The 14,220-nt window shown below is 60.1% G+C and carries 14 protein-coding genes and 1 pseudogene; 7 read left to right on the top strand and 8 right to left on the bottom strand.

Translation table 11 applies throughout. The features are described 5' to 3' along the window. Window positions 1-14: 14 nt before the first annotated feature. From RMQ97_RS02575 to RMQ97_RS02540, 8 genes are all read right to left on the bottom strand, one after another. Window positions 15-2,909, bottom strand: a complete 2,895-nt coding sequence (locus tag RMQ97_RS02575) for a methyl-accepting chemotaxis protein (RefSeq protein WP_413659265.1) — start codon at window positions 2,907-2,909, stop codon at window positions 15-17. A 24-nt stretch (window positions 2,910-2,933) separates the two neighbouring features. Next, entirely contained in the window at window positions 2,934-3,464 is a 531-nt protein-coding gene (locus tag RMQ97_RS02570; protein WP_413659264.1) for a chemotaxis protein CheW, read from the bottom strand. 20 nt (window positions 3,465-3,484) lie between these two features. After that, window positions 3,485-5,512 (bottom strand): chemotaxis protein CheA, encoded by a 2,028-nt coding sequence (locus RMQ97_RS02565; RefSeq protein WP_413659263.1) that lies wholly within the window; start codon window positions 5,510-5,512, stop codon window positions 3,485-3,487. 8 nt (window positions 5,513-5,520) lie between these two features. Then, window positions 5,521-5,886 (bottom strand): response regulator, encoded by a 366-nt coding sequence (locus tag RMQ97_RS02560; protein ID WP_413659262.1) that lies wholly within the window; start codon window positions 5,884-5,886, stop codon window positions 5,521-5,523. Next, window positions 5,879-6,181 carry an STAS domain-containing protein gene (locus RMQ97_RS02555; RefSeq protein WP_413659261.1) on the bottom strand — a complete coding sequence of 101 codons (303 nt, stop codon included), beginning with the start codon at window positions 6,179-6,181 and terminating at the stop codon, window positions 5,879-5,881. Before RMQ97_RS02555 ends, RMQ97_RS02560 begins: the two co-directional genes overlap by 8 nt. After that, on the bottom strand, window positions 6,178-6,516 hold the full coding sequence (locus RMQ97_RS02550) for an Hpt domain-containing protein (RefSeq protein WP_413659260.1): 339 nt from the start codon (window positions 6,514-6,516) through the stop codon (window positions 6,178-6,180). The genes RMQ97_RS02555 and RMQ97_RS02550 overlap by 4 nt, the downstream gene beginning before the upstream one ends. Before the next feature lie 254 nt (window positions 6,517-6,770). After that, window positions 6,771-7,454, bottom strand: a complete 684-nt coding sequence (locus RMQ97_RS02545; RefSeq protein WP_413659259.1) for a ChrR family anti-sigma-E factor — start codon at window positions 7,452-7,454, stop codon at window positions 6,771-6,773. Then, window positions 7,451-8,104 carry a sigma-70 family RNA polymerase sigma factor gene (locus RMQ97_RS02540; protein WP_413659258.1) on the bottom strand — a complete coding sequence of 218 codons (654 nt, stop codon included), beginning with the start codon at window positions 8,102-8,104 and terminating at the stop codon, window positions 7,451-7,453. Before RMQ97_RS02540 ends, RMQ97_RS02545 begins: the two co-directional genes overlap by 4 nt. A 126-nt stretch (window positions 8,105-8,230) precedes the next feature. On the opposite strand from RMQ97_RS02540, the gene RMQ97_RS02535 reads away from it, so the two are divergent. The 7 genes and pseudogenes from RMQ97_RS02535 (at window position 8,231) to RMQ97_RS02505 (ending at window position 14,143) form a co-directional block, all read left to right on the top strand. Further along, a complete protein-coding gene (locus RMQ97_RS02535; protein WP_413659257.1) occupies window positions 8,231-9,595 on the top strand; it encodes an NAD(P)/FAD-dependent oxidoreductase in 1,365 nt (454 codons plus the stop codon). Then, the gene (locus tag RMQ97_RS02530; protein WP_413659256.1) at window positions 9,592-10,359 is read left to right on the top strand and encodes a DUF1365 domain-containing protein; all 768 of its coding nucleotides are present in this window, start codon (window positions 9,592-9,594) and stop codon (window positions 10,357-10,359) included. The genes RMQ97_RS02535 and RMQ97_RS02530 overlap by 4 nt, the downstream gene beginning before the upstream one ends. Beyond that, window positions 10,359-11,597, top strand: coding sequence for a class I SAM-dependent methyltransferase (locus RMQ97_RS02525; RefSeq protein WP_413659255.1), 1,239 nt, complete (start codon window positions 10,359-10,361; stop codon window positions 11,595-11,597). The genes RMQ97_RS02530 and RMQ97_RS02525 overlap by 1 nt, the downstream gene beginning before the upstream one ends. Before the next feature lie 46 nt (window positions 11,598-11,643). Continuing rightward, window positions 11,644-12,417: a molybdate ABC transporter substrate-binding protein gene (gene modA, locus RMQ97_RS02520; protein ID WP_413659254.1), complete on the top strand. Its 774-nt coding sequence runs from the start codon at window positions 11,644-11,646 to the stop codon at window positions 12,415-12,417. Next, a complete protein-coding gene (gene modB, locus RMQ97_RS02515; RefSeq protein ID WP_413659253.1) occupies window positions 12,414-13,073 on the top strand; it encodes a molybdate ABC transporter permease subunit in 660 nt (219 codons plus the stop codon). Before modA ends, modB begins: the two co-directional genes overlap by 4 nt. Next, window positions 13,070-13,523 (top strand): annotated as a pseudogene (locus RMQ97_RS02510) (ATP-binding cassette domain-containing protein); the annotation flags it as partial. The gene modB and the pseudogene RMQ97_RS02510, both read left to right, overlap by 4 nt. Further along, a complete protein-coding gene (locus tag RMQ97_RS02505) occupies window positions 13,514-14,143 on the top strand; it encodes a TOBE domain-containing protein (RefSeq protein WP_413659574.1) in 630 nt (209 codons plus the stop codon). The pseudogene RMQ97_RS02510 and the gene RMQ97_RS02505, both read left to right, overlap by 10 nt. The last annotated feature ends 77 nt before the right edge of the window (window positions 14,144-14,220 follow it).

Raw genomic sequence — 14,220 nt, 5'->3', positions numbered from 1 at the left:
CTTGACCGAACAGATCAGAACTCCGTCCAGTCATCCTCCTCATCGATCACGCTCTCGGCGAGCGCACTCTGGAGGCCGCGTGCACCTCCCACGGCCCGCCGTGCGGAGCGTGGAGCGCTGGAGGCGGGATGAGGAGTGACGGCCCCGGAAGGCTCGACACCGTCCACGGTGAAGAAATCAACACGCTGACGCATGCGGACCGCCTGATCGGTCATCGTCCGGGCTGCAGCCGCATTCTCCTCGACCAGGGCCGAGTTTTGTTGTGTCATCTCATCCATCTGGGTGATGGCTGTGTTGATCTCATCCGCGCCGGTCGCCTGTTCGCGAGACGCCGCGCTGATCTCGGCCACGATGTCACTGACACGCTTGATCGAGTCGACAATCTCCTCGAGCGCCTCACCGGTCCGGTTGACCAGTTCAACACCGCCCTGGACTTGCTCAGTTGAATCGATGATGAGGTCCTTGATATCCTTGGCGGCCTGTGCGGATCGCTGGGCCAGGGACCGAACCTCGGATGCGACGACCGCAAATCCGCGCCCGGCATCACCCGCCCGCGCGGCCTCAACAGCCGCATTCAGGGCCAGGAGATTGGTCTGGAAGGCAATCTCGTCGATCACTCCGATAATGTCGGAAATCCGGCGGGAGGAGTCCTCGATCTTGCCCATCGCCCCGACGGCATCGCTGACCACGTCACCGCCCTTGTTTGCCGCATCGCGCGCCGTAACGGCCAACTGGCTGGCCTGTTGCGAGTTATCGGCGTTCTGCTTGATGGTGGCTGCCATCTCCTGCATGGACGCGGCCGTTTCCTCCAGATTGGCGGCCTGTTGCTCCGTGCGTTGCGAGAGGTCATTGGCCCCGGTGGAGATCTGGTCAGCACCCGACGCCACTTCCGTCGAGGCCAGGGTGATATCCTTTACGGTATCGGCCAGGCGTTCTGCGGTTTCGTTGGCACTGTCACGCAGCGTCGCATAAACGCCCTGATACTCTCCTTCTATGCGGCGCGTCAGATCGCCTTCCGACATGGTGCGCAGCATTGTACTGACACCATCGAGCACGCCGGAAACCGTTCCCGAAAGCTGGTTGATGTTCTCGGCCAGGGCCCGCATGAAGCCGGATTTTCCATCCAGATTGATCTGTTTGGAGAAATCCCCGCGCGACACCGCCGCCACGACATCATCCACCTCGGCTTCGATCGCTTTCTCGGCGGTCTGGTCTTTCCACTCGACGACTGTCCCGACACGTTCGCCGGTATCATCCATGACCGGGGAGGCGATCAGTTCGAAACTGCGTCCACCCACCTTAATCTCGGTTTGATAGGACGAGGTCAGGCGTTCCAACATGCCCCGTTGATGCGCCGGATTCGCATGGAAGACATCCATGTTCTCGCCCAGCAGACGATCCGCGTTGAAGTTCTTGAGAACCTTGCGCAGATCGGCCTCGGCCTCCTGCATCATCTCCTGCTGGGAGTGGTTCATGTAGACAATGTTGAAGCCGGCATCGGCGACCATCACATTGGTTGTGGTATTGTCGAGCGCTGAACGAATGCGGGCATTTTCCTTCATCCGTTCACTCTGGGTCAGATCCGTGGCGTATTTGACGACCTTGTAGGGTTTGCCATTAAGATCCAGGATCGGGTTATAGGAGGCCTGGATCAGGATCCGGCGTCCGCCCCGCCCCACACGTTCATATTCACCGCTGTCATATTCACCGCGCCCCAGCTTGTCCCAGAAGCGGCGATACTCCGGCGAGGCGGCGACGTCAGCGTCTGCAAACATCGAGTGGTGACGCCCTTTGATCTCCTCAAGGCTGTAACCCACCGTCTGGCAGAAGTTTTCATTGGCCGTGATGATCGTCCCGTCCAGCTCAAACTCGATCACCGCCTGGGATTTGCTGATCGCATCGATCTGGCCTTGCATGTCGGCCGACAGGGTTTTCTGCGCGGTCACATCCGTCGCAAACTTGACGACCTTGTAGGGCTTGCCGTCTTCATCCAGGATCGGATTGTAGGATGCATTGATCCAGATCTCGCGACCATGCTTGGCTAGGCGCTTGTATTCGCCTGACGCGAACTCTCCCGCACGCAGTCGATCCCAGAAAGCCTTGTAGTCTGCGCTGCCCGCATAATCGGGTTCCGCAAACATGGAATGGTGACGCCCCTTGATCTCGTCGAGGCTATAGCCCATCGCCGCACAGAAGTTCTCGTTTGCCGTGATGATCGTGCCGTCCAGCTCGAACTCGATGACAGCCTGCACCCGGTCCAGGGCTGCAAGCTTGGCTTCGCCCTCTGCAAAATCCCGGGCCTGGCGGCGCAATTCCTGCTCCAGAGCGGTCCGGTCCTCCCATTCGACAACTGTACCGGTGCGCTGCCCGGATCCATCGAAGACCGGGGTCGCGATGAGCCCGAAATTGCGCGTGCCCACAGTAAGCTTGGTCCGGTGCGGGGCATTCAGACGGTCCAGCAAGCCGCGTTGATAGCTGGGATTGCGGTGGAAGATGTCGATGTTCGCACCCAGCAGGGTGCGGCTGTCGAAATTGCGCAACTCCTCGCGCAGATCCGCCTCAGCCGCCTGCATCATCTCCTGCATGGTCTCGTTCATGTAGACGATGTCGTAGTTTGCGTCCGCAATCATGACGTTTTGCTGGCAGGTCTGGAGTGCGGCCTTGACCCGCTCATCGTCAACGGACAGCCGAGCCTCCTGCGTGCGTGTCAGCACCCAGCCACCATAGGCCAGAGCGACCAGCAAGGTGGCGAGCATAGCCGCTGTCCAGCCTCCCAGGGCCCCGCCGAGAGTAACCAAACCGCCTGCGGCGACCGCGCCAGCAAAACGCAGTCCAACGGACATGATACGCTGCATCTGCTCGAGTTGAGCCTCGGGAGATGCCGCGACTTTCTGATGTGAATAAGTCATGGTGTTCATCCTTCCAGTCGCCGTTTACTGCAGAGCGCCCGTGTCAGAGGCCGCCTCGTCGAGCGCCTCTTCCAACAACAGACGGTCCAGATCGAGCATGGCGACCATTTGCTCCTGCTCGGTCAGAAATCCTGAAAATACGCGGTTGTCGTCTCGCCCTGAGGTTTCCGGGACGGGCTGGATCTCGCCCTCACCCACGGACAGGATGTCGGACACGGCATCCACCAGCAGGCCGATCAGGCGCTCGCCCATCGAGACAATCACGATCACATGCCGCTCGGTGGTTTCCGTGAAACCGCCGCCCAGGCGTCGATGCAGATCGATAATCGGCAGGACAGCGCCGCGCAGATTGAGCACGCCGCGCACATAATCGGGTTGATTGGGCAGGCCTGTGACCTCGGTCCATCCCTTGATTTCGCGAACCGACATGATGTCGACCGCATATTGCTCCGCCCCCGAGGCAAAACTCACATACTGTCGGCTCCCGTCGGAACCGGAATGTCGTCCGAGCTCGATCTCCCGATCAATGTCCGGACTGGCTGATTGTGTACGCATACGGGCCGTCCTCCTCAGGCTCAGGCCGATCGGGCGAACTCCTCTGTCTCCGACCGGGTGGTGTCGATGGCGGCTATGCCGTCGATGTCGAGTATGAGCCGGACACGGCCATCCCCCAGGATGGCGGTTCCGGCGACACCGCTGATGCGGCGATAATTGGTCTCCAGGCTCTTGATCACGACCTGTTGCTGACCCAGTAACTCATCCACCACCAGGCCGGTTTTCCGGCCCATTTCTGTCTCGCAGATCACAACCAAACCCCGTTGGTGTGTGTCTGGATTTTCATGATTTTGTCCCAGAACCTGATCGACCGGTACGAGGCGGATTACCTCTCCGCGAACAGCAAGAACCTGTCCCCCTCCCGGCACCTCGCGCAGCTGACCGGGTTCCGGACACACGGTCTCGATGATGGCCGAAAGCGGCAGGACGTATTTTTCACCGGCCGCCTTGACCAGCATGCCATCGAGCACTGCCAGCGTCAGCGGCAAGGCCAGAGTGAAGCTTGTGCCTTTGCCCACGCGCGATTCAACGCTCACACGACCGCCCAGCTTGTGAATATTGCTGCGCACCACATCCATGCCGACACCGCGACCGGATACGTCGCTGACCGAGCTGGCGGTCGAGAATCCCGGCATGAAGATCAGATTCTCGATATCGTCGGACCCAAGCTCTTCGTCAGGCGATACGAGGCCCTTCTCGACGGCCTTGGCGAGGACTTTGTCAGGATCCAGTCCACGACCGTCATCGGACACGCGGATCAGGATCCGACCATTGCGTTGCTCCGCCGTAAGACGGATCGTGCCCTGTTCAGGCTTGCCGGCTGCGACACGCGCCGACGGATCTTCCAGGCCATGATCGATACAATTGCGGATCATGTGGGTCAGAGGGTCCGACAATTCCTCGATAATCGTCTTGTCGACCTCGGTTGCCTCTCCCTCCAGGACAAGTTCAACAGACTTGCCAAGCTTGCCTGAAAGATCGCGCACAACACGGGGGAAGCGGGAGAACAGCGCCTTCAACGGCTGCATCCGAACCGCCATCACCCCTTCCTGCAATTGCCGGGTTCGCAGTGCCAGGTCCTCCAGATTCTGGAGGTGGCGGATATTGCCAATGCCCAATTCCTGGGAAATCGATTCCAGCGCCATGGACTGAGCAATCACCAGCTCACCCACCATATCGACCAGCCGGTCGATACGATCGAGATCGACACGAATGGACGTCACCTGGCCCCGGTTCACCGATTGCGGTGTCGACAGGGACCGCTCCGGCGAAACATCCGGCGCACTGCCTGTCTCGATGGCTGACACACGCGCTGGAGTATCGTTTTGCGGCACATCCGCATCCGTCTCCAGCGCCGTGATCGTCAGCTCGCACTCATCCTCGACAAACTCGAAAATCTCGCGAATGGCGTCTTCCGTCTCGACACCGCGCAATTCGATCGTCCAGGACAGATGCCCACCCTCTCCCGAGATGTCATCCAGCGTGGGGATATCATCAAGCACGGGCGTAATGCGGCACGCGCCAAGACCTTCAAGCGCGCGCAACAGGAGCTGTGGTTCGTTGGCGCAGTCATAGAGCGAAGCGAAGGGTTTAAAACGGACACAAAAGTCACGTGGCGCAGCCTTGATCTCAGCCGCCTCGACATCCGCAGCCTCTGACGTCTCACGCCCCAGACGGTCCTGGATGCGGGTCAACATCTGCGTCTCGTGGCCCTCCGGCGCGTCGTCTCCCTGGCGGGCACACGCCACCAGATCCGCCAGGATATCGCCGGCCTGAACAATCAGCGCCGGGTCGGACGGGGTCAAAGTGGCTCCATCCTGCCGGGCCTGGTCCAGAAAGGTCTCGAAATCATGGCTAAAGGCGACCAGTCGGTGGAAACCAAACGCCCCGGCGCCCGCCTTGATAGAGTGCACGCTGCGGAAGATTTCCCCCATGACCTCGCGGTCAATGGGCCCCGGCGACAGATCCAGCGCCAGTTGCTCGAACCGCTGGAGCAATTCCTCACACTCTTCAAAGAAGGTTTTGCGGAATTGCTCGAGCTCATTCATGGAAGACCTCAGCGGCACACGCGCTGGACAACATCCACCAGCTGACTGGGATCAAAAGGCTTCACGATCCAGCCCGTCGCGCCCGCCGCCTTGCCTGCCGCCTTTTTGTCGGCATCGGCCTCGGTGGTGAGGATCAGGATAGGCGTGCCTCGAAAAGCCGGATCCTGGCGCAGACGTCCGACCAGGGTTATCCCATCCATGCGCGGCATGTTGACGTCTGAAATCACCAGGTCGAAACCACCCCCGCGGCTGGCCTCCAGAGCCGCCAGACCGTCTTCGGCCTCGACAACCTCAAAACCTTCGCGTTTAAGGGTGAAGGCGACCATGTCCCGCATGGTTTTGGAATCATCCACCGCCAATACACGCTTACCCATCCGCCTGCCTCCAGCGTTGATAAACCTCCGCCAGGCCCAGAGTGGTCATGGCGGCTGAGACTGTCTCTCCCGTCCCGGTCAATGTGATCTGTCCGTCCAGCTGGCGGTCGGCCGCCAGAAGTACTTCGATCGCCGGTGTATCAATCAACGCCACCGCGCTGATATCGATCTTCACGCCCGCAGCATCCGCCATATGAGACCGCAAATCCTCCGCCAGACCCGGCGCGGCCGGGGCGTCCAGACGCGACGGCAGAACATAGGCCACGTCAGGGTTGGATGCGGTCCCGCTCGTCATGCCGTATCCATCTCCAAGGCAGAAATCGCGCTTTGGAAAACGCTGCTCATCTCAGCGCGGGCCGCGTCCAGATCTGTTTCTGTCTCCAGACAGGCGGCAAGGGCCGCAAGTTTTTGCAAACCGATATTGGCCGCCGCGCCCTTGAGTGCGTGAGCGGTCTCGCGTTGCGCCTGGGTATCGCCCGACGCGACAGCCTCGCCGTAACGCTGGTGGAGGTTTTGGAGATCCTCCACGAATTTCCCGCGCATTTCGGTGAATGCGACATCTCCAATGGCCGTCCGCAGAACACCGATCGTCGTGCGATCCATTTCCGGCTTGTCTGTCCAGTCGCTCATAGCTTCCCCGCTATCCATGGTTGATCGAGATCCGCAAACAACCATACTCGCCTTCAGGGTTTTGCGGATTCAGATAACAAAGTCCTAACACGCAACCTGTCGGTCGCATCAGGTTCTCATACGAAACCGCATAAGCACGAACACATGTTGTGCTTTTCGCGATTCCGACCACACGATAGGACGCTGAGTTATAAAAAATGACAACCGCCCGAACGGTGTCCGGGCGGCACTAAGTGTCAGATTTTTGGATCCAATTAGAGACCGGTGACCAGTTGCAGCCCTTTGAGCAAGGGGTTGTCAAAACGCAACTTACCCTGAGTCAGAGCAAGACAGACACATTCGCCGTCCTCTCCGATCTGAATGGCATGTTCTGTTTCGCCATCCGCCTCTTCCACGTCTCCGCGGGAGAAGCGTTCTTCGCCATCATAAAAACTGCCAGATAACACCAGGGTCAGCTCGCTGCCGCGATGACCGTGCTGGGGAATGGACACGCCCGGCTGTGCCTTGAGCAGCCAGAGACGGCTTCCATCCGGCCCGTCCCAGAGGATGGCTTTACGCAGGCCTGGGCCCAAAAAGCCCCAGTTCACATTTTTTTGCTTCTCCTGCAAAAAATCATGAAGCGCACGTGGCATGATCGGGCCGAGCCCGCCATCATCGACTGCAGCAACATCCGGCTGCAAATTTCTGATCTCGCCATCCACTTCTATGCGCGCGAAGAGGCTCTCGACGGAAAACGGCAAATCCTCGTCGCCGTGATCATTCGCCGCCAGGCTGTCCAGATAAGCCCCGCCCACCGCTTCATGGTCAGCGACAATCGCTGACGCGGCATCTGAGATTTCGATATGGGCATCCAGCAGGACACGTTCGCCTTCAGACAAACCACCTGAGGCGTAATCCATATACCACGCTTCGCCCAGCTGTCGGCCGGTCGCACTCATTCCCAGTCTCCTATCAGAACTCGCATCTTGGCCATGGCCAAACGAACCCTCGACTTCACAGTTCCCAGCGGCAGATCCAGATGGTCCGCGATCTCGCGGTGACTGAACCCCTGGCCAAACGCCAGATCGAGCACGTCTTTCTGGTCCGCTGGCAATTCCATCATGGCGGTTTTCACACGCCCCACATCTTCTGACCGTGTCAGCATCTGATCGGGTTGAGGCGTTTCCGGCGCCTGCAATTCCGGTTCATGCTCGGGCAGGTCCCCCCGACGCTTTTCCTTGCGGTAAAGATCGATCTGCAGGTTCCTGACCACGGTAAACACCCAGGTCGAGGCCGAAGCCTTGGCCGGGTCAAACGTACTGGCACGCCGCCAAATGGTCAGCAGAGCATCCTGCGTCAGGTCATCGACCTGCGGGCCGGAGAGACGACGACCGCGCAAGAAAGCACGGATGCGCGGCGCGTAATAATCAAACAGCTGTTTATACGCTGCCCGATCCGCGTCGGCGCCAACCCGAACCAGCAGGCGGTTAAGTTCCGCTGCGGCCGAATCCGTTCGTTCTGTCTCGCCCTTGCCCATGCACATCGCTCCGAACGCCTCCGAACGAACATCGGACGCGACCCTGATTAACGTATCGGCTTCAGCGTACATGACCGGGTTTACGCGTCCAGCATTCAGGTGGATCACAACTGATGAGATTTTTTTCTGCGGTGATCCGTCGCAGCCGCCCCAGCGTAAAGGTCTGCACACACGATCTGCGTTTTGGAGGCGGAGAACATGAACGAACAGCGCAAGACCATTGCTGTCATTGGATCCGGGATCGCCGGACTGTCCGCCGCCTGGCGCCTGGCTGAAACGCATGACGTCACGGTGTTTGAAGCGGATTCTCGACCAGGTGGCCATGCCCACACCGTGGACACCTCGATTGAGGGTCAGCCCGTCTCTGTGGACACAGGCTTCATTGTTTATAACGAGCTGAACTATCCCAATTTCACACCCATGCTCGACCATCTGGGCGTCGAAACGGCGGCCTCGGACATGTCGTTTGCGGCCTCACTGAATGATGGCGGGTTCGAGTATGCCGGGTCCGGCCTCACCAGCCTGTTCGCCCAGAAACGCAATCTCCTGCGCCCGCGCATGTGGCGCATGCTGTCCGACATCATTCGCCTCTACCGCAATGCCGAGCAGGAAAGCGAACGGGCCCGCAACCAGACACTCGATGAATTCCTGTCCGAACGCGGGTTTTCCCGGGAATTTCGCGATGACCACATTCTGCCGATGTGCGCGGCCATCTGGTCCTCGCCCGCAGCGACCATGGCTGATTATCCCGCTCGGACTTTTTTCGACTTCTTCACCAATCACGGCCTGCTCAACTTCTCGGATCGGCCTGCCTGGCGCACGATTCGCAATGGCAGCCGCAATTACGTCAATGCCCTGCTCAAGGCGTTCAAGGGTACACTCGAGTGCAATCACCCGATCACGTCAGTGCGGCGCGGCACCGGACAAGTCACGCTTCATTTCGCCGATCACCCCGCACGCACATTCAACGACGTTGTGTTTGCCTGTCATTCCGACCAGGCCCTGCGCCTGATCGAGAACCCGACCGAGACAGAAAGCCAGTTGCTGGGGGCTATCCGCTATCAGCCCAATACGGCCTGGCTGCACACCGACACCCGCTTGATGCCCCGGCGGCGATCCGTCTGGTCGAGCTGGAACTATATCAGCCAGACCGTTGCAGATGACCCGCAAGACAAGATCAGCCTCACCTATTGGATGAACCGGCTGCAACCCCTGCCGACTGAAACGCCGGTTCTCGTGACGTTAAACCCGGATATTGAGCCGGCAGCCAACACGGTCCTGCATGTGGATGAGTATGACCACCCAGTCTACACGCCCGACGCGGTCGCGGCACAGGAACAGATCTGGACGATCCAGGGCGAAAACAACACCTGGTTCGCCGGAGCCTGGCTGGGCTTTGGCTTTCACGAGGACGGGTTGCAGTCCGGTCTCGCGGTCGCCGAAGCATTGGGGGCTCCGGTCCGTCCGTGGGGTCTGGACAACTGCCTGACTCGAATTCACTGGCCTGGACACATCCCCTCGGCCGAAACGCGTTCACCTCACCTGCGCGAAGCGGCAGAATGACCCCGCTTGCCCCCCAAATCCTCGACGGCCGGGTCGCCCATGTCCGACATGGCCCCAGACGCCACGCCCTGCGTCACCGCCTGTTCTCGGTTCTACTCGATGTGGACGGTCCCCATTCGGCTGCGTCAGCAGGACTGTTTTCAGTTGGCCGGGTGAATCTTGTCAGTTTCTGGCCCGGCGATCACGGGCGCGGAGATGGCGATCTGCGGGGCTGGATCACCGATGAGATGCGACAGGTCGGCCTGACGGGCCCGATCGGCCGCATCCAGATTCTGACCGCCCCACGGGTTTTCGGTCTGGTTTTCAATCCCCTGAGCGTCTTCTTTGTTCACGACCCGCAGGATCGCCTGGTGGGTGTGGCCTTCGAGGTGAGTAATTTCCATGCCGGCCGTCACACCTATGCCTTCGCCGTCGATGATCCAGACGCCCGAACACTGCGTTTTGAATGTCCCAAGGACTTTTTCGTTTCGCCGTTCAACGACACCAACGGGATCTATCGCTTCCGTCTGGAGCGGTCGCACGATCATTACCGCCTGGGCATTCAGCTCTTTCGCGATGGTCAGTGCGTCATGGGCGCCATTCATGATGCCCGCCTCGCCCCGCTCACCGCGGCCCATGTGCGCAAGGCACAATTGAAACACCCCTTCAACACGCTTGGCATTGTCGGAGCCATCCTGTTCGAAGCCTTCCGGCTTTTCGCAAAAGGTTTGCCCCTGAACCGGCCAAGACGTGGTACTGTTGATACACTGGCTTGGAGACGATGATGGATATCTATTCGTCCGGAACAGACACTCTGGTCTCAACCCCCAGCTGGCGGGATCGCCTGGCAGAACGCTTCTTTCGCCTGCCACTGTCGCGCCTGCGCCATTGCCGCGTAAAGCTGCGCTTGCCATCCGGCTACCAGTTTTTCGCAGGCAAGGACGATGCCGACACCGAGATTCACTGGATCATCTCGGACTGGAATGCCCTGCGTCGCATGGCCCATTCCGGCGCGCTGGGTTTTGCGGAAGGTTACATAAATGGCGAGTGGACAACGCCGGACCTGCCTCACCTGTTGACCCAGCTGGCCCGCGAACTCGATCGGGTGGAACCCCGGGAAAACCCCTGGGCGCCCAGCCGCCTGATGGGGCGTCTGAAACACTGGCGCAATGCCAACACCAAGAGCGGCAGCAAGCGCAATATCGAATTCCACTACGATCTGGGCAATGCCTTCTACACGCGCTGGCTGGATCGCAGCATGACCTATTCTTCCGCGCTCTTTGAACCGGAGACGCTGGACCTGGAAGCTGCCCAGACCCGTAAATACCGTCACCTGTGTGAACAGCTTCAACTGCAACCCGGCCAGCATGTGCTGGAAGTGGGATGCGGCTGGGGTGGTTTCGCCGAGATCGCCGCACGCGATTTTGGCTGCAAGGTCACGGGCATCACGCTCTCCAACGAACAACATGCCTATGCCCGCGAGCGCATGGCCCGGGCCGGTCTGAGTGATCAGGTCGAGATCCGGATCCAGGATTATCGCGATGTCGACGAGCGTTTCGACGCCATTGCCTCGATCGAAATGTTTGAGGCCGTCGGTGAGGAACACTGGCCGATCTATTTCAACGCCCTCACACAGGTTCTCAAACCCGGTGGGCGGGCCGGTTTGCAGGTGATCACCATTCGCGAGGGCGATTTCGAACGCTATCGCCGCAATGTCGATTTCATCCAGAAATACATCTTCCCGGGCGGCATGCTCCCGCCGCGCACCCGGCTGGACGACATGGCGCGCGAAGCCGGTCTTTCGCCCATTCATCAGCGCATGTTCGGCATCGATTACGCCCGCACCCTGTCAGACTGGCTGACGGCCTTCGAGCGGGCCTGGCCTGAGATCCAGCCACTCGGCTTTGATGAACGCTTCCGCCTGATCTGGCGCTACTACCTGGCCTATTGCGAAGCCGGCTTTGCGACGGGTCGCATTGATGTCGGCCAGTTCTTCTACGAGAAACCTCTCACCGAGGCGTGAGGGTGCAAGACTTGCCAGGATGAGGGGCGTGGCTCATGTATCAGACATGATCCGCGCCCTTTTTCATGTCGTCAGTCTGGGCCTCACCTGTCTGTGGGGCCTGTCCTCAGCCAGTGCAGACCGGCTGCACATCGCCTACGCGACCAATTTTAATCCGGTCATCGAACACCTTGCTCCTCTCTTCGAGGCCGAGACTGGACATGAGCTGGTGCTGTCAGCGGGCTCGTCCGGATCGCTCTATGCCCAGATCCGTCAGGGCGCGCCCTATGACGTCTTCCTCTCTGCCGATATGCAACGCCCCCAGCGCCTGATCGACGATCACGAAGCCCTGGGTGATCACCCGGTCATCTATGCACGTGGCGCCCTGGTCCTATGGTCTGCGCGTCCCGGCGTGGATATCCAGGCTGAACTGATTGAGGGGAGGGTGCGTCGCCTCGCCCTGGCCAATCCCGATCTTGCCCCCTATGGCCGTGCCGCGCACCAGGTCCTCGCCCGGCTTCAGCCGGATCCGCCATCCCAGCAGCGCCAGCTCACCGCCCAGAATGTGGGTCAGGTCTTTGCCATGGTCGCGACACAGTCCGCTCAGACGGGTTTCATCGCTCGATCCCAATGGATGGGCCTCGACACGACACGTTCAGGCAGTGCCTGGCCTGTGCCGCAAACCCTGCACGACCCGATCCATCAGGGGGGTGTCATTCTGGCCCGCAGCGACGCAACCGACGCGGCTGCCGAGTTTCTGATGTTTCTGATCCGGGATGATATCCAGGCCGAAATCCAGTCTTTGGGGTATGCCACACATGCACCGGGTCCAGCCGAATGAATCCGGTCCTGCTCTCACTGACCCTGGCGCTCGCCACCACAGTCGGCTTGTTTGTACTGGGTGTGCCGCTCGCCTGGTGGCTGTCGCAGACCCGCAGCCCCGCCAAACCCCTCATCGAGGCCATAACCGCCCTGCCCCTGGTCTTGCCGCCGACCGTGCTGGGGTTTTACCTGCTTATCCTCTTCGCACCGGACAATCCGGTGGGGGCGATCTGGGTCACATTGACCGGTGACACGCTGAGCTTTTCCTTCACCGGCCTGTGGGTCGCCTCCCTGCTCTATTCCCTGCCCTTCATGGTGCAACCCGTCCAGGCCGGTTTCGAACGCCTCGGGTCGGCCCCGTTCGAGGCCGCCACGGCCCTCGGTGCCCGGCCCATAGATCGGTTTTTCAGCCTGGCCCTGCCGCTTGCCCGGCGAAGCTTGCTCACGGGCGGCGTCATGACCTTCGCTCATACGCTGGGCGAATTCGGTGTTGTCTTGATGGTCGGTGGCAATATTCCGGGTCACACCCGCGTCATTTCCATTGCCATCTACGAACATGTCGAAACCTTGGATTATGCGTCGGCGCATCAGTTGTCGGCCGGACTTCTGGTCTTCGCCTTTGTCGTTCTCTCGGCCCTGTTCGTGCTGAACCGGCGCCAGGAGCGAACATCATGAAACTGGATATTCAGCTGACCCACCGCCAGGGCGATTTCACCCTCAATATCGAGCAGTCCCTGCATCTGAACGGGTTCACAGCGCTAGCCGGTCCAAATGGAGCCGGCAAGACCACATTATTGCGGCTCCTGGCCGGGTATGATCGCGTGAAAGACGGAGAGATCCGGCTGGAGGGTGACAGGCTAGATTTGATCAAGCCCCACATGCGCCGGATCGGCTTTGTCACCCAGAAACCCGGCCTTTTTGAACATCTCAGTGTCAGCGGCAATCTGGACTTTGCCCAACATCGCAATCCCTCGGGTGTATTCGATCGCGGTACCCTGGTTGAATGGTTGGGACTGGGTCGCTTGCTAGATCGCCCGGCGCGTGTTCTGTCCGGAGGTGAGGCTCAGCGGCTCGCGCTGGCCCGGACCCTTCTTGGGCAACCGCGCCTTTTACTGATGGATGAGGCGTTTACGGCCCTGGACACAGCCACGCGCCGACAGCTGATACCGGCCCTGTCAGAACTGGCGCACGACCATGCGCTACCCGTGTTGTTTATCAGCCATAATATCGATGAAATGGCCTATCTGGCCGATCAGATCACATGGATGCAGGCCGGCGCGCTGGGCACTCCCCAATCCGCATCCGGGTTTTTTGCCCGCGACGACCTGGCCGAAGCCGGTTTTATCGAGACCGGTGTCCTCATCACGGCTGTCCTGCAAATCCCCATGAATGAAAACGGGTTGAGTGCACTTGAACTGGCCGGTCAGCCCCTCCATCTGCCCGGACTGCCGCATCGGAAGACGGGAGACAGGATCCGTCTGCGCTTGCTGGCGCGTGATGTGGCCTTGTCGCGTGATCCGGTGGAGGGTGTGAGTATCCAGAACCAGATCCCCTGTCGGATCGAGACGGTCTGCGAGAGCGCCGCTCATATGGGCCAGGTTCATGTGCATCTCATCGCGGACGACCAGCGACTGAAAGCCCGCATCACGCACAACGCCCTGAAAGCGCTCGACTTGCGACCCGGGTCCGACGTGTTCGCCCTGATCCGAACCGCCCACCTTGCCGACCCTCTCGCCCGCATGTGATGACAGGAGCCTCACTGCGGCGTGAGTGGAATTGGCGCGTGTTGATATTGCACACAGCCAAAGCTCGACTAACTTCT

Origin of the sequence: Maricaulis sp. D1M11 (genome assembly GCF_047308265.1) — a bacterium.
Classification (GTDB): domain Bacteria; phylum Pseudomonadota; class Alphaproteobacteria; order Caulobacterales; family Maricaulaceae; genus Maricaulis.
The sequence above is the reverse complement of the archived record's forward strand: the minus strand, read 5'-3'. Positions and strand labels throughout refer to the sequence as shown.